The organism is Streptomyces niveus, assembly GCF_001723055.1.
GTDB lineage: Bacteria > Actinomycetota > Actinomycetes > Streptomycetales > Streptomycetaceae > Streptomyces > Streptomyces niveus.
Genome location: NZ_MDCR01000009.1, coordinates 1 through 17,550 on the forward strand (window position 1 = coordinate 1; position 17,550 = coordinate 17,550).

Here is a 17,550-nt window from a genome sequence, read left to right on the forward strand (position 1 = left end):
GTCCGCGGGATGGGAAGGGGGACGCGCAGGGGTCGTGGTCGGACACTCAGGCTGACTTGTGCCGCGTGGACAACGAGGCCACAGCGAGTCCGGCAACCCCGCACGCGGCGTAAGTCACGCCGTCCGGCCATGACCCCGGAGCGGCACCCGGCAACCACCCCAACCACCCCAGCCCGCCGCAGGCGCAAAGCCGGTTGGCTAGTGACACGTTGAGTTTCAGTACGTACGCTCCTGAATATGAATATGCACACTGTCGTCGTGGGAACGGCCGGCACCACCGCCGAAGACGTCGTCGCCGTCGCCCGCGGCAACGCCCGTGTCGAGCTCTCCGGAGACGCCCTCGCCGCGCTCGCCGCCGCCCGCGAGATCGTTGACGCGCTCGCCGCCAAGCCCGAGCCCGTGTACGGCGTCTCCACCGGGTTCGGGGCGCTCGCCAGCCGGCACATCGGGCACGACCTGCGGGGGCGGCTGCAGCGGAACATCGTGCGGTCGCACGCCGCCGGGATGGGGCCCCGTGTCGAGCGGGAGGTCGTGCGGGCGCTGATGTTTCTGCGGCTCAAGACCCTCGCCTCCGGGCACACCGGCGTACGCCCCGAGGTCGCGCAGACCATCGTGGACGTGCTGAACGCCGGGATCACGCCCGTCGTGCACGAGTACGGCTCCCTCGGCTGCTCCGGCGACCTCGCGCCGCTCTCGCACTGCGCGCTGACGCTCATGGGCGAGGGCGACGCCGAGGGCCCCGACGGCACGCTGCGGCCCGCCGGCGAGCTGCTCGAAGCGCACGGCATCGTGCCCGTCGAGCTGCGGGAGAAGGAGGGTCTCGCGCTGCTCAACGGCACCGACGGCATGCTCGGCATGCTGGTCATGGCCCTCGCCGACCTCCAGCGGCTCTACACCTCCGCCGACATCACCGCCGCGCTGACCCTGGAGGCGCTGCTCGGTACGGACAAGGTCCTCGCCCCCGAGCTGCACGCCATCCGCCCGCACCCCGGCCAGGGCGTCAGCGCCGACAACATGGCGCGGGTGCTCGCCGGGTCCGGGCTGACCGGGCACTTCCAGGAGGACGCCGCGCCGCGGGTGCAGGACGCGTACTCCGTGCGCTGCGCCCCGCAGGTCGCCGGCGCGGGCCGGGACACCCTGGCGTACGCCCGGATCGTGGCCGACCGCGAGCTGGCCTCCGCCGTCGACAACCCGGTCGTGCTGCCCGATGGCCGTGTGGAGTCCAACGGCAACTTCCACGGCGCCCCCGTCGCGTACGTCCTGGACTTCCTCGCGATCGTCGCCGCCGACCTCGGCTCCATCGCCGAGCGCCGCACGGACCGGCTGCTCGACAAGAACCGTTCGCACGGTCTGCCCGCCTTCCTCGCGGACGACCCCGGTGTCGACTCGGGCCTGATGATCGCCCAGTACACGCAGGCGGCGCTGGTCAGCGAGATGAAGCGGCTGGCCGTACCGGCGTCCGTGGACTCCATCCCGTCGTCCGCGATGCAGGAGGACCACGTGTCGATGGGCTGGTCGGCGGCGCGCAAGCTCCGTACGGCCGTCGCGCATCTGACGCGCGTCGTGGCCGTCGAGATGTACGCGGCGACCCGCGCGATCGAGCTGCGTACGGGCCTGGTGCCCGCGCCCGCGTCGCGGGCCGCCATCGAGGCGGTGCGCGCGGCGGGGATCGAGGGGCCGGGGCCCGACCGGTTCCTGGCGCCGGATCTCGCGGCTGCGGACGCGTTCGTGCACGAGGGCCGGCTGGTGGCCGCGGTGGAGCCGGTGACCGGACCGCTGGCCTGAGGCCGCAGATGTACGCGGAGGGGGCCGCCCGGCTGCCGGGCGGCCCCCTCCGTGGTGCTGCCGCGTCAGGAGGACTCGGCGGAGTCCGCTTGGGCGGTTGCGGCGGACCGTTGCTGACCGGCGCTGTGCTCGTTCGTGGCATTCGCCGAGGGGACGAACGACATGAGGCAGAGCAGGATGCCGGCGGCTATGGCCGTCAGCAGCGGTCGGCGTACGACGGGCACGTACACGTAATCGATCTCCCTTGGGAAAACGCCGAATTGGCCGGGTGCGCCGATGGTAGTGAAAGCAGCGGGTCGCGGGAAAGTCGGCCGGGGGAAGGGGCCTACTCTCCGGTTATGAGCACTCCTGAGACCTCCCGTTATGTCCGGCTGCACGTTGAATTGGTGCTGGAGATCAGCGACCCGGAACAGCTGACGGCCGCCGCCCTGACCCGTATCGCCTCCGACGACTCGATGCCGGACGAGGAACGCGACCACGCCCGCTCGGCGGTGCGCGGGGACGAGGCCGAGGCCCTCGCGTATCTCGTCGAGCCGTCGGAGCTGGTCGGCGACGTGCCCGGGGTGGAGCTCGCCCAGGCGTCGTGGAGCAGCGAGGAGATCGACTACGACCCCGAAGCCGTCGAATGGGACCTTGACGAAGAGGACGAGGAAGACGTTCTCGGTCGGCCCGGCGTGGTTTAGCTCACGAGCGTGACACCCTTGGCCCCGGGACGCCGTCGAATGCGGCCCGGGGCTTACAAACGCGTAAGCCGTGTACATCCCGGGGTGCGAGTGGCGTTGCACACATCTTCGTTCGATGTGGAACCGGGTGCACCGGTATGCGTGTTCTTAAAGGTCATAGGCAGGGAATCGGCAGCGATGGAGAAGCGTGTGATGACGAACGGTATGCGGCGCAAGGGCCTGACGGCCGCGTCCGCACTGCTCGGCGGGGTGCTGGTGCTCTCGGCCTGCAGCAGTGGCGACGGTGGAGGCGACTCCGGAGCCGAGCGTTCGAAGGATTCGCAGGCGCAGGTGGACGAGGCCGCGGCGAAGGACACCTCCGAGGCCCAGATAGCCATCTCGCCCAAGAACGGCGCCGACAACGCGGGCATCAACAGCGACGCGAAGGTCACCGTCACCAAGGGCACGCTCACCAAGGTCGACATGACCACCGCCGACGGGGCCGCCGTCAAGGGCACGCTGGCCGCCGACGGGAAGAGCTGGAAGCCGGACGGTCAGCTGGAACGCTCCACCACGTACAAGATCACCGCGACGGCGAAGGACTCCAAGGACCGCGAGGCCCACGAGAACTCGTCCTTCACGACCGTCTCGCCCAACAACAGCTTCATCGGCAACTTCACGCCCGAGGACGGCTCGACCGTCGGCGTCGGCATGCCGGTCTCGCTCAACTTCGACAAGGGCATCACGAACAAGGCCGCCGTACAGGGCGGGATCACCGTGACGTCCAGCAGCGGCCAGGAGGTCGTCGGCCACTGGTTCAACTCGCAGCGCCTCGACTTCCGCCCCGAGCAGTACTGGCAGGGCGGCTCCACCGTCACCCTGAAGCTGGCGCTGGACGGCGTCGAGGGCGCGAACGGTGTCTTCGGCGTCCAGCAGAAGACGGTCACCTTCAAGATCGGCCGTAACCAGGTCTCCACGGTCGACACCAAGGCCAAGACCATGACCATTCAGCAGGACGGCAAGACGATCAAGACGATCCCGATCTCCGCGGGCTCGCCGGAGAACCCGACGTACAACGGTCAGATGGTGATCTCCGAGAAGTTCAAGGAGACCCGGATGAACGGTGCGACGGTCGGCTTCACGGACGACGACGGCAAGGGCGAGTACGACATCAAGGACGTGCCGCACGCCATGCGGCTGTCCACGTCGGGCACCTTCATCCACGGCAACTACTGGGGCGACGACTCGATCTTCGGTTCGTCCAACACCAGCCACGGCTGTGTCGGTCTGAACGACGCGAAGGGCGCGAACGACCCCAACCAGCCGGGCGCCTGGTTCTTCGACAACTCCATCGTCGGTGACGTGGTCGTCGTCAAGAACTCCCCGGACAAGACCATCGCGCCCGACAACGGCCTCAACGGCTGGAACCTGAACTGGGCGGACTGGAAGGCCGGTTCGGCCGCCTGATCCCTCTTCTCACGTCATCGCGGCGGCACCCGGTCCGGGTGCCGCCGCGATGTTCGCGGAAAGCCCGCACAACTCAGGGGCGCGGGCCGGGGAGTGAGCGTAGGTTCGGATCATGCTGCTGACTCTGGGAACGCCGCCGTCGGAGGCGGAGACGGACGCCTGGCATGACGTGATCGCCGCCGCACATCTCCAGGACGTGCCCGCGTCGGTACCGGAGCCGGGCCGCACCGAGACCGCGGGGAAGCTGCGGGTGCGCTCGCCCAACGCCCGGATGCTCCATCTGGTGTGGGCCGCCCCCGACGGGTCGTACGACGGCGTCGCCACGCTGCTCCTGCCCACCGAGCAGAACAACCGGCACACGGCCTTCCTGGACGCCCTGGTCGTCCGCCCCGAGGCGAGACGGCGCGGCGTGGGCGGCCAACTGTGGGGCGCGATACGGGCCGAACTGACCGCCGACGGGCGCGGTTCGGTCTCCACCCTGCTCGAACTCGGCGGCGCCGGTGAGGCGTTCGTCGACCGGCTCGGCTTCGCGAAGGTGCTGCCCCTGGCCTGGTACGTGCAGCGCGTCCCGGACGCGAACGCCCAACTGCCCCCGGCGCGGCTGCCCGACGGCTACCGGTTCGCGGACTGGGACGGCGTGGTGCCGGACGCGCTCGCGGACGAGTTCGCGCGGGCCCACGACGTGATGCGGGACGCGCCCGCCGGTGGCATGGACGAGCGGACGCCGCGCTGGGACGCGGAGCGGGTACGGGGCGCGGCACGGCTCGTCGACGACCGGGGCGGTGTCATCCTCACCTCGGTGGTGCTGGCGACGGCCGACGGCGCGGGCGGGGGCACCGACCGGGTCGCCGCGTACACGGAACTGGTCCTGCGCGACCCGTCGCACACCCGGGCGCTCCAGTACGACACGGTGGTCGTCCCGGAGCACCGCGGGCGCGGACTCGGCCGGGCGGTCAAACGCCATCTGCTGGGCACGCTCGCCGAACGCCACCCCGGAGTACGGGAGATCAGCACCAGCGTCGCCGACGACAACGCGCCGATGCTGGCCGTGAACGCGGCGCTCGGCTACCGGCGCGAGCGGCCGGCCGGGATCTTCCAGGCCGAGCTTTAGGGGGTGTCTTGCCGATCTTGCCGGGCTCGTCGACAAGACACGCCCTAGGACCCCGACCCGCGCGTCAGCTCCCCGGCATCACCCGGCCCGCGCTCAACACCAGCCGCTCGCCCGCGAATTCGCCCCGGAAGCGGCGGTCGTGCGAGACCACGACCACGGCGCCCGGGTAGTCGGCCAGCGCCCGCTCCAGCTCCTCCACCAGGCTCAGCGCCACATGGTTCGTCGGCTCGTCCAGGATCAGCAGATCGGCGGGCCGTGTCAGCAGCCGGGCCAGTTCGAGCCGGCGCCGCTGCCCCACCGAGAGCCCGGCCACCGGCACCGCCAGATCCTCCTCGCGGAACAGCCCGAGTGCCAGCAACTCGTTGGTGTGCTCGTCCGGCAGCCCCCGGCGGCCCGCCGCGAACGCCCCCAGGAGCGAGCGCCGCGAGTCGGCCGGGTCGGGGGCCAACTCCTGTGCCAGATAGCCGACTTCGGCCGTACGGTGCACCGTGCCCGCGTCCGGTGCGAGATCCCCGGCCAGCACCCGCAGGAGCGTGGTCTTGCCCGCGCCGTTGGGCCCGTCGACCAGCAGCCGCGCGCCCGCCTTCACCTGGAGCGAGTCCAGCCGCAGCCGGTCCCCGACCGCGACGCCGGACAGCTCGGCCAGCACACCGTCCGCCCCGGTGGTGGCCGGGGCGCCCCGGAACTCCAGCGGCTCCGGCGGGGCGGGCACAGGCTCACGCTCCAGCCGCTCAAGCCGCACCCGCGCCGCCCTGACCTGCCCGGACAGCTTCGCCTCGTGCGAGCGGCGGTGCTTGCCGAAGCCCTGCTGCGGGTCCTTGCCGGTGGCCGCGAGCCGCTGCCCGGCGGCGGCGACCAGCTCCCTCGTACGGGCCAGATCAGCCAGCCACTCCTGGTGGTCCTGCTCCCAGCGGCGGCGGGCGGCGGCCTTGGCGGTGCGGTAGCCGGCCCAGCCGTCGCCGTACCGGGTCACGGCCCGGGTGTCGCGGTCCACCTCCAGGATCGTCGTCGCGACGCGCTCCAGGAACGCGCGGTCGTGGGTGACTGCGACCACTGTGCCGCGGTGCGCGCGCAGCCGCTCCTCCAGATAGGTGGTGGCCCGGAGATCGAGATGGTTGGTCGGCTCGTCGAGCAGCAGCAGTTCGGGCGCGGCGGCCAGGACGCAGGCCAGCGCCACCCGGGACCGCTCACCGCCGGAGAGCGACCCGAGCGGCCGGTCCCGGCCCACGTGCGCGAGCCCGAGCCCGTGCAGCGCGGCATCGACGCGGGCGTCCGCCTCGTAGCCGCCGCGGTCCTCGTACACGGTCAACAGATCCCCGTACGCGGTCAGTTCGTCCTCCGTCGCGTCGGCGAGCGAGGCTTCGGCGGCCCGGATACGGCGCTCCAGCTCCCGCAGCTCCGCGAGCGCGGCGTCGACGGCGGCCTGGACGCTGAGCCGGAGGTCGAGCGCGAGGGTCTGGGCGAGATGCCCGACCCCGCCGGGGAACCGGACGGTGACCTCCCCGTCGTCCGGTACCTCGGCCCCGGCCAGCAGCCGGAGCAGGGTGGACTTCCCGGAGCCGTTCTCCCCGATGACACCCGCCTTCTCGCCGGGCCGTACGGAGAGCGACACCTGATCGAGGACGGTCCGGTCGCCGTACGACTTGGAGACGTCCTTCATCGACAATTGGGCGCGTTCGCGCATTGCTTCTTCCCTGAAAGTGACATGCCCGCGAGAGCGCGCGCGTCGAAGCGCGTCGGCGCGTGGCGGGGCCGGCTGATGTGTCGGACGGGCGCGTGGAAGCGGGACGCCGGCGGTCCGTTCAGAGGACCTGGGCCGGGGCGTCCGTGCCCGGAATCAGCGGAAGAAGTAGTACGAGTACAAACCCATGCGGGTCAGGCTACCGAAGGGCGCGAGGCGGCGCCCCCGGATTTCCGGCGACGAGAGGCCCTACAGCTTCGACGCCAGCTCGAAGGCGTGGGCGGACACCCAGGTGTACGCGGCCCGCACCTCGTCCACCACACCCCGCTCGCGCAGCGCCACCATCGCGGGGTCGCCCCGGTCGGCGGACTCGGCGATGCCGCGCCAGGTGCGGTCCTGCCACCACAGGATCGTACGGACGATGCCGTCCCGGTCGTCCAGCCCGTACGCGTCGCAGACCAGCGTGATCCGGCGGGCCGCGTCGCCGACGTCCGGCACACGCGGGCCGAGATCCAGGAACTGCCAGCACAGATGCGCGACGTCGTGCACGCGCTCACCGGGCGCGGCCAGGTCCCAGTCGATGAGCGCCACCGGCAGCCCGTCCGCGTAGACGGTGTTCCTGGGCGACAGGTCGTTGTGACACACCACCTCGTGCGCCCCGGCGAGCGACGAGCCGACCGTCAGGTCGTGGAACTCCCGCACCAGCCGCGCCACCCGCACCAGCCGCGCGTCCGACAGCGGCAGATCCGCCTCCCCGTCGATGTGCCCCAGCACCTCGCGCCCCTGCTCGTCCACTCCCTGGAACCGGGGCGCCCCGTCCCAGCCCCGCTCCTCGAACAGCCCCAGCAACTCGCGTATGTACGCGGCACGTTGATCCGGCACGTCGCGTGAGCGCCGCACGGTGTCACCGACACGTACGACCTGATTGATGAACCCACCGGGCAGAGGAGTCTCGTCCATACCTCCCACGATGCCAGGCCCCGGCGGGCCGGTCAGACACCCTTGCGGATCCGGGCCCGTGCCTCCGACCCGCGGATCGCCGTCGTGCGCGTCGAGGTGAAGAACTCGGCCGGGTCGCGGCGGGTGCGCCAGGGCAGCGCGTGCACATAGCCGTCCACCAGGCGGAACTGCTCCAGCGCCTCCTCGTGCCGGCCCTGCCGGGTCAGGAAGTACGCCAGCAGATGCCGCAGCTCCGGCAGGCGCGGGTGGTCCGCCGGCGCCGCCGCCGTGTCCGACAGCGCCGCGTCGACCAGGGCCGTCAGCCACGGGCTCGTGTAGTCGCGCGGCCCCGCCGACGCGTCGTGGTGGTCGTACCAGGCGATCAGCGGGAACGCCGTCATCAGCGTGCCCGGCGGCGCGTCGGCCGTCGCCTGGGTGGCGAACTCCTCGGCCAGTTCAGCCGAGCCGTGCCACCGCGCGCTCCAGTACCGCATCGCCGCCTCGTGCGCCCCGTACAGCGGCGCCGACGTGGGGTGCGGGGTGCGGGCCGTGATCTCCGCCCACAGTTCGCGCATCTGCTCCGGGCCGTATCCGACGCCCAGCGCCGTACGGATCTCGACGATGTACGGCGACGGGTCGTCCGGGCCCAGGGCCGCCGCGCGGGCGGTGTCCGCGCGGGCCGCCGGGAGCAGTTCGTGGAAGCTGTCCGCCTGCTCGGGCGTGGTGTGTTTCGCGTACGGCGAGCCCCGCAGCAGCCACGCGCGCGAGACCGTCGCCGACGCCTGGACCAGCTCCGCGTCCGCGTCCGGCGAATCGCCCGCGGCCCGCCACGCCCGCAGCCACGAGTCGTCCCGCGCCGCCGCCTCGCCCAGCACCCGGACGTACAGCGCGCGCCGCTCCCAGTCCCGGTCCTTGCCGGTCGCGGCCAGCAACCGGGCCACCGGCTCCCACCGCCCCGCCCGCGCCTCGTCCAGGGCCCGCTCCAGATCGGCGTCGGGCCCGGCCAGCTCCGTGTTCTGCCGGTCTCTGGGCAGCAGCCCCAACTCGGCCTCCGTCCCGACGAGCGAGGAGACGCTGCGGCGGGCCTTCAGCCAGAACCAGACGCCGAACGCGAAGAGGACGAAGGGCAGTACGCGTGCCATCGGGTGGCCCCCAGGGGTACGGAGAACAGGTCCAGCGGTGCTGTGGGGGTTCTGCGGAGTATGCACCACCGCAGGTCAGCGGGGCAATGGTGCCTTTCGTGGGCGATCCGGGCCACGCTGACGGAGCACCCGCTACCTGGGCAGCGTCGCCGGGTTGCCGCCGTTCGCCTCGTAGCCCGCCACCGCCAGCGCCCGGTACGTCGCGTACAGCGCCGCCGGGTCCTCGTCGACCGTCCACGGGAGCGCGCCGATGTAGCCGTCCACCCGCACCAGCTGGTGCATGGCCTCCGACCAGCGGCCGGCGCCCACCAGGAAATGGATCAGCAGATGCCGTACGTGCGCGAGCATCGGGTCGTCGGGGCGGGCCGCGTGCACCGCGTACAGCGCGCCCTCCATCGCCTTCGAGACCACCGCGCTGCCGTAGAAGTCCCGCACCAGCGTGACGTCCTCCAGGTGCTCGTACAGCGCGAACAGCGGCAGCGCCGCCAGCAGCGAGCCCTTCGGCGCCCGCGCCGCCGACGCCGTCGCGAAGCGGTCGGCCTCCTCGCGTGAGCCGTGCCACTTCTCGCACCAGTAGTGCAGCGCCGCCAGGTGCGCGCCCATGTGGTCCGGCGCGCGGTCGATGACCTTCGCCCAGAGCTGGTCGAACCGCTCGTGCGGATAGCCCAGCCCACGGGCCACGGCCAGCTCGACGATGTACGGCACGGGGTCGCCCGGGGCCAGCAGCGCCGCGTTGCCGCAGACCGAGCGGGCCTCCTCCAGGATGATCCGGAACTCGTCCGTGCCCACCGCCGACGAGCGCCACGCCTGCTGCACCAGGAACTCCGCGTGCACCTGCGCGCCGCCCGCGTCCTTCGGCGAGTCCGCGCGCCACGCCCGGAGCCACGCGCCGCCCACACCGGGCCGCTGCTGGAGTTCCAGCGACGCGGCGCCCGCGAAGGCCTGCACGCGCTGCCAGCGCACCTCGCTCTCCTTGGGCGTCCCGGCGAGCAGCTGCGCCGCCGCGCGCCAGTCCTGGGTGCGCTGGACGACATCGAGTACGTCGAGAAGGTCCTGGTCGGGACCGGGCAGCCGGAGGTCGAGATCCTCCTGCCGTACGAACTCGTAGTCGTCCGGGTCGGCGGCGTCCGGCGAGCCGGGCGCGACCTGGCGGATGCCACCTCCACCGGCACGGCGACGCATGACCGGGCCGAGGACGGCCACGACCAGACCCATCGCGATCAGGAACCAGAGAATCTCCATGCGTTCCATTGTCCCGGATGCCGATGACGCTCTCCGCCGGGCTCCGGCACCGCTACCCTCGGGGCTCATGAGCGACCAGCACAGCTTCGAGACCATCGCCATCCACGCGGGGAACACACCTGATTCCCTCACCGGCGCGGTCGTGCCCCCCATCTATCAGGTGTCCACGTACAAGCAGGACGGTGTCGGCGGACTGCGCGGCGGCTACGAGTACAGCCGCAGCGCCAACCCCACACGCTCCGCGCTGGAGGAGAATCTGGCGGCCCTGGAGGGCGGCCGGCGCGGGCTCGCCTTCGCGTCGGGCCTCGCCGCCGAGGACTGCCTGCTCCGTACGCTGCTGGCGCCCGGCGATCACGTGGTGATCCCCAACGACGCGTACGGCGGCACCTTCCGGCTCTTCGCGAAGGTCGTCTCGCGCTGGGGCGTGGAGTGGTCGGTGGCCGACACCTCGGACCCGGCGGCGGTACGGGCGGCACTGCGGCCCCGTACGAAGGCGATCTGGGTCGAGACCCCGTCGAACCCGCTCCTCGGCATCAGCGACATCGTGGCGCTCGCCGAGGTCGCCCGCGGCGCCGGCGCGAAGCTCGTCGTGGACAACACCTTCGCGAGCCCCTACCTCCAGCAGCCGCTCGCCCTCGGCGCCGACGTCGTCGTGCACTCCACGACCAAGTACATGGGCGGTCACTCGGACGTGGTCGGCGGCGCGCTGATCACCGCCGACGACACGCTCGGGGACGAACTCGCCTACCACCAGAACGCGATGGGCGCGATCTCCGGCCCGTTCGACGCCTGGCTGGTGCTGCGCGGCGTGAAGACGCTCGCCGTCCGCATGGACCGGCACAGCGAGAACGCGACGCGCGTCGCCGAGATGCTGGAACGGCACCCGAAGGTCAGCAAGGTGTACTACCCGGGCCTGCCCGACCACCCCGGCCACGAGATCGCCGCCAAGCAGATGAAGTCCTTCGGCGGCATGGTGTCCTTCCAGGTCACCGGCGGCGAGCAGGCGGCGATCGAGGTCTGCGGCAAGGCGAAGGTCTTCACGCTGGGTGAGTCCCTCGGCGGTGTCGAGTCGCTGATCGAGCACCCGGGACGGATGACGCACGCGTCGGCCGCGGGCTCCCCGCTGGAGGTGCCGGACGACCTGATCCGGCTGTCGGTCGGCATCGAGTCCGGCGACGATCTGCTGACGGACCTTCAGCAGGCCCTCGCGTAACGGAAGTCGGGGCTGTCACCAGCCTTCGAGCGGCGGGGTCGTGTCGGACGGCGGGACCGTCCACGGCTCCGCCGCCGACGCCCACACCGTGAACGCGACCACGGCCACCGTGACCAGCAGCCAGAGCAGCAGGCGCCAGGTGCGCCTGCGGTTCAGGAGACGGGTGCCGTGAGCACTCGCGCGGGCCGTCAGATCGACGGGGACCTTCGGATGCGGCAGATCGAGCATCCGGCGGACCTCGTCCTCCTTACGGCTGTGGCCGCTCATCGCGCGGCCTGCCGGGAGTGCGGCGACAGCAGCGACAGCGGCCAGTGCGGCGCCGGGCGGCGGGCCGGTGCGGGCCGGCGCATCGCGGTGACCGCCCGCGCGCAGATCGCCCGGACCCGCTCGACCGGCAGCCCCAGCAGTGCCGCCGTCTGCTCCTCGGCCACGCCCTCGTACAGCCGCAGCACCAGAATGAGCCGCTCCCGCGGACCGAGCCGGCCGAGCAGACCCTCACCCGACCGGGGGAGCCGCCAGGCGCCCCGCGCGTAACGGGTGGCCAGCTCCGTACGGACGCGGTCGTACGGGTCCGCGTCACGCAGCCGGTCCCAGTCCGCGTACGCACGGGCCAGGGCGGCCGTCAGCAACCGCTCCGCGTGGGGTGTGGCGCCGGCGGGCTCTCCCGTCAACAGCGTGGCGACGTGCAGCAGCCGGCCTGCCGCGCCCGCGACGAACGCCTCGAACTCCCGGGCGCGACGGCGATCCGCACCGGCCTGCCGTCGCTCTCGCACACCTCATATGAGGACAGACCCGGGCCCAGGTCAAGAGGCCGGCGGCGGCTCCGTGCCGGAGGGGTCGTCCACCGGGGTCCGGTGCGGTGGCGGTTCGGCCGGCGCGGGGCCCGACTGCCGTGCGGACAGCGCGGAGTTGAAGCGGGTGAGGAGGGTGCAGAACGATTCCCGCTCCGCCTCCGTCCAGCCGTCCGTCACCTGCGACATCAGCTCACGGCGGGAGGATCTGACCTCTTCGAGGCGGCTCAGCCCGCGCACGGAGAGTTCCAGGACGACGGCGCGGCCGTCCTCCGGGTGAGACGTGCGCTTGACCAGGCCGGTGTCGACCAGCGGCGCGACCTGCCGGGTGACGGTGGAGGAGTCGATCCCCATCCCCGCGGCCAGCGCCTTGACGCCCATCGGGCCTTCCAGATCAAGCCGGTTGAGCAACAGATAGGCGGCGCGGTCCATGGAGTTGCGCACCTGGCCGACACCGCCGAGGCGGGTCTGTTCGGCCCGGCGGGCGAAGACGGCCACCTGGTGCTGGAGCGTGTCGAGAAGTACGGCGTCGCTCGCGCTGTCGTCAGCGGCGGAGACGGATTCGGTACCGGCGGAAGGTGCCGGTGCGGACTCTAAAGGTGCGGAGCCGGAGGGTTCGGAACCTGCGGGTTCGGAGCCGGAGCCCGGGGAGGCCGACACAGCGGAAGTCATGTCCTGAGTAGGGGGCATGGCTGGGGCTCTCTCGTGCGGTGGTCGGTTGGTGGGGGACAGAGTACGCGGCCCCTGCCCTGCCCGTACCAGCCCTGTGTAAACCGGTGGACGCCCGTGGGCCGTCGTTCGGATCGGGCCCCGCGCTCGGGCGGCCGACCCGGTCATGAGCTGCGAGACTGGCGGTCATGACCTTCGGTACGTCCCGTCCCTCCGGATCATTCACTTCCGCTTCGGTGCGTGGCTCCGCGCCCGCCCTCATCCTCGACGACATCCGCGGGGCGCAGAAGATGCTCACCGGTGTGGCCCGGATGACCGCGATGGAGGGCAGCAGGCATCTGACCCACCTGGTCGGCTCCCCGGTCCACCTCAAGTGCGAGAACCTTCAGCGGACCGGGTCGTTCAAGCTGCGCGGCGCGTACGTGCGGATCGCCGGGCTCTCGCCGGAGGAGCGCGCGGCCGGTGTCGTCGCCGCCAGCGCGGGCAACCACGCGCAGGGCGTCGCGCTCGCCTCCACCCTGCTGGGCGTGCGCTCCACCGTGTTCATGCCGGTCGCGGCGCCGCTGCCCAAGGTCGCGGCGACCCGCGAGTACGGCGCCGAGGTACGCCTGCACGGCCAGGTCGTGGACGAGACCCTGGCCGCCGCGCAGGAGTACGCGCGGGAGACCGGCGCGGTCTTCATCCACCCCTTCGACCACCCGGACATCATCGCCGGGCAGGGCACGGTGGGCCTGGAGATCCTGGAGCAGTGCCCCGAGGTACGCACGATCCTCGTCGGTCTCGGCGGCGGCGGGCTCGCCGCGGGCATCGCCCTCGCGGTGAAGGCGGTGCGCCCGGACATCAAGGTGATCTGCGTCCAGGCGGAGGGCGCCGCCGCGTATCCGCCCTCGCTGCGCGCCGGGCGGCCGGTGTCGATCACCGAGCAGCAGACGATGGCGGACGGCATCAAGGTGGGCCGGCCGGGCGAGATCACGTTCCCGATGATCAGGGACCTGGTCGACGAGGTGCGTACGGTCTCCGAGGACGAGCTGTCCAGCGCGCTGCTGCTCTGTCTGGAGCGGGCGAAGCTGGTCGTGGAGCCGGCCGGGGCGAGCCCGGTCGCCGCGCTGCTGAGCACTCCCAAGGCGTTCCGCGGACCGGTGGTCGCCGTGCTGTCCGGCGGCAACGTGGACCCGCTGCTGATGCAGCGGATCCTGCGCCACGGGATGGCGGCGGCCGGGCGCTATCTGGGGCTGCGGCTGCGGATCACCGACCGGCCGGGCGCGCTCGCGACGCTGCTCGGGGTGCTGTCGGTGGCCGACGCCAATGTGCTGGACGTGAGTCACGTACGGACCGATCCGCGGCTCGGGCTGACCGAGGCGGATGTGGAGCTGCATCTGGAGACCAAGGGCCCCGAGCACTGCGTGGACGTGACGGCGGCGCTGCGCGAGGCGGGCTACACGATCCTCGGCTGAGCCCGCCCGTCGTCTCCGGCCTTCTCCGGCCTTCTCCCGTCATCTCCGGTCACCTTCCCGGTCATCTTCCGGATCACCGGCGCAGGCACCTTTACGTAGAGCTTACTTAATTACCTTGCCTGTCGCGATGTATCGCGTTAGCGTCAGGGCCCGCTTCCGTCCGCTTAGGCTCTTCAGCGACACGGATCGCACTATTTGATTGCATTTCATCGCATCTGACACCACCCGGGAGTACCTCTATGCCAGGCGCCATCTACGCCGAAGGCCTGGTCAAGACGTTCGGCGACGTACGAGCACTGGACGGCGTCGACCTCGATGTCCCCGAAGGCACGGTCCTCGGTCTGCTCGGCCCCAACGGCGCGGGCAAGACCACCGCGGTCCGCGTCCTGACCACCCTCCTCCAGCCCGACAGCGGCAAGGCCTTCGTCGCGGGCATCGACGTGCTCAAGCACCCCAACGAGGTCCGCAGGAACATCGGCCTCTCCGGCCAGTTCGCCGCCGTCGACGAGTATCTGACCGGCCGCGAGAACCTCCAGATGGTCGGCCAGCTCTACCAGCAGAGCGCCAAGGCCGCGAAGGCCAGGGCCGTCGAACTGCTCGAACGCTTCAACCTCACCGACGCCGCCGACCGCACCACCAAGACGTACTCCGGCGGCATGCGCAGGCGCCTCGACCTCGCCGCGGCGCTCGTCGTCTCCCCGCCGGTGATGTTCATGGACGAGCCGACGACCGGTCTCGACCCGCGCAACCGCCAGCAACTCTGGGGAATCATCGAGGAGTTGGTCGCGGGCGGTACGACGCTGCTGCTCACCACCCAGTATCTGGAAGAGGCCGACCACCTCGCCCACGACATCTGCGTCATCGACCACGGCCAGGTCATCGCGCGCGGCACCGCCGACGAACTCAAGGCCCGCACGGGCGGCGAGCGTGTCGAGGTCGTCGTCCACGAGCGCGACCAGATCACCCCGACCCACGACGTCCTCGCCGGCTTCGGCAAGGGCGAGGTGATGGTCGCCCAGCACACCCGCAAACTCACCGTCCCGGTCACCGGCGGAGCGAAACTGCTCGCCGAGATCATCAGGGAACTCGACGCCCGCGGCGTCGAGATCGACGACATCGGCCTGCGCCGCCCCACCCTCGACGACGTCTTCATCTCGCTCACCGGCCACGCGGCCGAGGAGGGCCGGGCGAACGGCGACGGCCCGGGGGACGGCACGACAGCGGCCAAGTCGGCCAGGCCGTCCGACACGATCACGGACCCGAAGGAGAGCGCCAAGTGAGCGCCGTAACCGAGGCCTCGCCCAAGGCCCTCGCCCCACCGCCGCGCGGCGGCGTCGTCCAGTCCGTCCGCGACTCGCTCGTCGTGGCCAAGCGCAATCTGATCCGCATGATGCGCATCCCGGAGATGATCATCTTCGGACTGATCCAGCCCATCATGTTCGTGGTGCTCTTCACCTACGTCTTCGGCGGCTCCATCAACATCCCCGGCGCCCCGTCCGGCAGCGCCCAGGCCTACCGCGAGTTCCTGATGGCGGGCATCTTCGCGCAGACGGTGACCTTCGCGACGGCGGGCGCCGGCGCCGGCATCGCCGACGACATGCACAAGGGGCTCATCGACCGGTTCCGCTCACTGCCGATGGCGCGCGGCGCGGTCCTCACCGGACGTACGCTCGCCGACCTCGTACAGACCGCCCTGACGCTCGTCGTCCTCGCGGCCGTCGCCCTGATCATCGGCTGGCGCACCCACGAGAACATCGGCAGCGTCCTCGCCGGCTTCGGGCTGCTGCTCTTCCTCGGCTACGCGTTCTCCTGGATCGGCGCGCTGATCGGGCTCATCGTCCGTACGCCGGAGGCCGCCACGTCCGGCGGGCTGATCTGGCTCTTCCCGCTGACCTTCATCTCCAACGCGTTCGTGCCGGTCAACGGGATGCCCTCGTTCCTTCAGCACGTCGCGGAGTGGAATCCGTTCAGCGCGACCGTGCAGGCGGCGCGTGAGCTGTTCGGCAACACGATCCCGGGCCGGGAGGCCTCGGTGACCGGCGCCTGGCCGATGGAGCACCCGGTCTGGGCCTCGCTGATCTGGTCGGTCCTGATCATCGTGGTCTTCCGCACGCTGGCGGTACGGCGCTACCGCTCCGCCACCGCGTAGCTCCCCCTCGTCATCCTGTCCTGATCCACCGGCCACGGGGGTGCCGGTGGATCAGGACAGAGACCTTCCAGCCCGGGCTAGCCCTGGTACGGCTTGGCGGCCAGGATCTTGACCATGGCCGTCTTGCCGTTCGGCAGCTCGTACTCCGCGTCGTCGCCGACCTTCTTGCCGTTCACGCCCGCGCCGAGCGGCGACTGCGGCGAGTACGTCTCGATGTCGGTGCTCGCGTACTCGCGGGAGGCCATGAGGAACGTGAGGGTGTCGTCCTCGTCGCCGTCGAACGCGATCGTCACGACCATGCCCGGCTCGACGATCCCGTTGTCCTCGGGAGCCTCGCCCACCTTCGCGTTCTGCAGGAGCTGGGTCAGCTGGCGCACCCGCAGCTCCTGCTTGCCCTGCTCCTCCTTGGCCGCGTGGTACCCGCCGTTCTCCTTCAGGTCCCCCTCCTCGCGGGCGGCCTCGATCTTCTGGGCGATCTCGACGCGCGCGGGACCAGACAGGTGATCCAGCTCGGCCCTGAGCTGGTTGTACGCCGCCTGGGTGAGCCAGGTGACGTTCTCGCTGGTCTGGGTCACAGGTGCTCCTCGTAGGTACTGGGAATACAAAGCAACGCCCTACCCAGAAGCATGTGCCTTCTCGGGTGGGCGAAACCACGAGCCTAACAATTCCGCGGCGCCAGGGCAGGACGAAAGGCATCAGAATTACATCGTCGCAGGTCAGCGACGTGAACCCGGACCAATGCCGGGGAGGGTCAGAGCCGGATCAGACGCGCTCGGACAGGAACCACGCGCTCCGGCCGCCGGTCAGCTTCCGTCGGCCGTACAGCCGACCAGCTCCGCGCTCGTGGCCTCGCCGGTCGTACGGACGGTGACGACCCGGTCGATCCGAGTCTCGGACCCCTCGAAGCGGACGTCCTTGCGGCCCACCTCGGCGCCGTCCTCGGCACGCGAACGGAGCGTGCACGTGCCGGCCGCGTCCGCGTCCTTGCGGACCTCCAGATGCACCTCGACCTCGGAGGCCGATACCCGCTTGAATTTGATGAGCTCGCCCGAGACACTCTGGCCTGCCACGTAGTCGTAACCGAACCAGCCGACGAGTGCGAGCAGGCCGACGCCGAGCACCGAGCCGACGATCTTGAGCTTGCGGTCCGCACGCTCGTCCGACGAGCGGCCGTAACGGTCCTCGGGAAGAGCCGGTGGACGTACCGCCGTCATGAACATTCCTCCCCGGAATTTTCCGTCTCTC

18 protein-coding genes are annotated in these 17,550 nt (G+C 71.3%); 8 read left to right on the forward strand and 10 right to left on the reverse strand.

Annotated features, from left to right (window positions below):
- The first annotated feature begins 243 nt into the window (after window positions 1-243).
- Window positions 244-1,785, forward strand: coding sequence for a histidine ammonia-lyase (gene hutH / locus BHU15_RS01050; protein ID WP_069625423.1), 1,542 nt, complete (start codon window positions 244-246; stop codon window positions 1,783-1,785).
- 65 nt (window positions 1,786-1,850) lie between these two features.
- Here hutH and BHU15_RS39940 read toward each other — a convergent pair whose 3' ends face one another.
- Entirely contained in the window at window positions 1,851-2,015 is a 165-nt protein-coding gene (locus tag BHU15_RS39940; RefSeq protein ID WP_167756125.1) for a hypothetical protein, read from the reverse strand.
- Window positions 2,016-2,123: 108 nt separating this feature from the next.
- Here BHU15_RS39940 and BHU15_RS01055 point away from each other — a divergent pair, with 108 nt between their 5' ends.
- From BHU15_RS01055 to BHU15_RS01065, 3 genes are all read left to right on the forward strand, one after another.
- Window positions 2,124-2,468, forward strand: coding sequence for a hypothetical protein (locus tag BHU15_RS01055; protein ID WP_079127792.1), 345 nt, complete (start codon window positions 2,124-2,126; stop codon window positions 2,466-2,468).
- Window positions 2,469-2,645: 177 nt separating this feature from the next.
- A complete protein-coding gene (locus BHU15_RS01060) occupies window positions 2,646-3,914 on the forward strand; it encodes a L,D-transpeptidase (protein ID WP_069625425.1) in 1,269 nt (422 codons plus the stop codon).
- Between the two features lie 112 nt (window positions 3,915-4,026).
- Window positions 4,027-5,025: a GNAT family N-acetyltransferase gene (locus tag BHU15_RS01065; RefSeq protein ID WP_079127793.1), complete on the forward strand. Its 999-nt coding sequence runs from the start codon at window positions 4,027-4,029 to the stop codon at window positions 5,023-5,025.
- Window positions 5,026-5,089: 64 nt separating this feature from the next.
- Here the strand turns inward: BHU15_RS01065 and abc-f are convergent, their stop codons facing one another.
- The 4 genes from abc-f to BHU15_RS01085 form a co-directional block, all read right to left on the reverse strand.
- Entirely contained in the window at window positions 5,090-6,709 is a 1,620-nt protein-coding gene (abc-f, locus tag BHU15_RS01070) for a ribosomal protection-like ABC-F family protein (protein WP_069625426.1), read from the reverse strand.
- Window positions 6,710-6,955: 246 nt separating this feature from the next.
- Window positions 6,956-7,666, reverse strand: a complete 711-nt coding sequence (locus BHU15_RS01075) for a phosphotransferase (RefSeq protein ID WP_069625427.1) — start codon at window positions 7,664-7,666, stop codon at window positions 6,956-6,958.
- A 32-nt stretch (window positions 7,667-7,698) separates the two neighbouring features.
- Window positions 7,699-8,787, reverse strand: coding sequence for a hypothetical protein (locus BHU15_RS01080; protein ID WP_069625428.1), 1,089 nt, complete (start codon window positions 8,785-8,787; stop codon window positions 7,699-7,701).
- Between the two features lie 132 nt (window positions 8,788-8,919).
- Window positions 8,920-10,029: a hypothetical protein gene (locus BHU15_RS01085; protein WP_023539068.1), complete on the reverse strand. Its 1,110-nt coding sequence runs from the start codon at window positions 10,027-10,029 to the stop codon at window positions 8,920-8,922.
- A 67-nt stretch (window positions 10,030-10,096) separates the two neighbouring features.
- Between BHU15_RS01085 and BHU15_RS01090 the strand changes: the two genes are divergently transcribed.
- A complete protein-coding gene (locus tag BHU15_RS01090) occupies window positions 10,097-11,242 on the forward strand; it encodes a cystathionine gamma-synthase (RefSeq protein WP_069625429.1) in 1,146 nt (381 codons plus the stop codon).
- Window positions 11,243-11,257: 15 nt separating this feature from the next.
- Here BHU15_RS01090 and BHU15_RS01095 read toward each other — a convergent pair whose 3' ends face one another.
- From BHU15_RS01095 to BHU15_RS01105, 3 genes are read right to left on the reverse strand one after another with little or no spacing between them, the layout of a single operon-like run.
- Window positions 11,258-11,509, reverse strand: a complete 252-nt coding sequence (locus BHU15_RS01095; protein WP_069625430.1) for a hypothetical protein — start codon at window positions 11,507-11,509, stop codon at window positions 11,258-11,260.
- Window positions 11,506-12,015 (reverse strand): sigma factor-like helix-turn-helix DNA-binding protein, encoded by a 510-nt coding sequence (locus BHU15_RS01100; protein WP_069625431.1) that lies wholly within the window; start codon window positions 12,013-12,015, stop codon window positions 11,506-11,508. The genes BHU15_RS01095 and BHU15_RS01100 overlap by 4 nt, the downstream gene beginning before the upstream one ends.
- A 30-nt stretch (window positions 12,016-12,045) precedes the next feature.
- Window positions 12,046-12,705 carry a MarR family winged helix-turn-helix transcriptional regulator gene (locus BHU15_RS01105; RefSeq protein ID WP_247748512.1) on the reverse strand — a complete coding sequence of 220 codons (660 nt, stop codon included), beginning with the start codon at window positions 12,703-12,705 and terminating at the stop codon, window positions 12,046-12,048.
- Window positions 12,706-12,992: 287 nt separating this feature from the next.
- Here BHU15_RS01105 and ilvA point away from each other — a divergent pair, with 287 nt between their 5' ends.
- The 3 genes from ilvA to BHU15_RS01120 all read left to right on the forward strand — a co-directional run bounded on the left by ilvA (window position 12,993) and on the right by BHU15_RS01120 (window position 16,305).
- Window positions 12,993-14,156 (forward strand): threonine ammonia-lyase, encoded by a 1,164-nt coding sequence (ilvA, locus tag BHU15_RS01110; protein WP_245685964.1) that lies wholly within the window; start codon window positions 12,993-12,995, stop codon window positions 14,154-14,156.
- Between the two features lie 239 nt (window positions 14,157-14,395).
- On the forward strand, window positions 14,396-15,436 hold the full coding sequence (locus BHU15_RS01115; RefSeq protein ID WP_069625432.1) for an ATP-binding cassette domain-containing protein: 1,041 nt from the start codon (window positions 14,396-14,398) through the stop codon (window positions 15,434-15,436).
- Complete coding sequence (locus tag BHU15_RS01120; protein WP_069625433.1) at window positions 15,433-16,305, forward strand: ABC transporter permease; 873 nt, start codon at window positions 15,433-15,435, stop codon at window positions 16,303-16,305. The genes BHU15_RS01115 and BHU15_RS01120 overlap by 4 nt, the downstream gene beginning before the upstream one ends.
- A 77-nt stretch (window positions 16,306-16,382) precedes the next feature.
- Here BHU15_RS01120 and greA read toward each other — a convergent pair whose 3' ends face one another.
- Together greA and BHU15_RS01130 are read right to left on the reverse strand one after the other, a co-directional pair.
- Window positions 16,383-16,880, reverse strand: coding sequence for a transcription elongation factor GreA (gene greA, locus BHU15_RS01125; protein ID WP_023539060.1), 498 nt, complete (start codon window positions 16,878-16,880; stop codon window positions 16,383-16,385).
- Between the two features lie 228 nt (window positions 16,881-17,108).
- The gene (locus tag BHU15_RS01130; protein ID WP_031229821.1) at window positions 17,109-17,519 is read right to left on the reverse strand and encodes a DUF4307 domain-containing protein; all 411 of its coding nucleotides are present in this window, start codon (window positions 17,517-17,519) and stop codon (window positions 17,109-17,111) included.
- Window positions 17,520-17,550 lie beyond the last annotated feature (31 nt).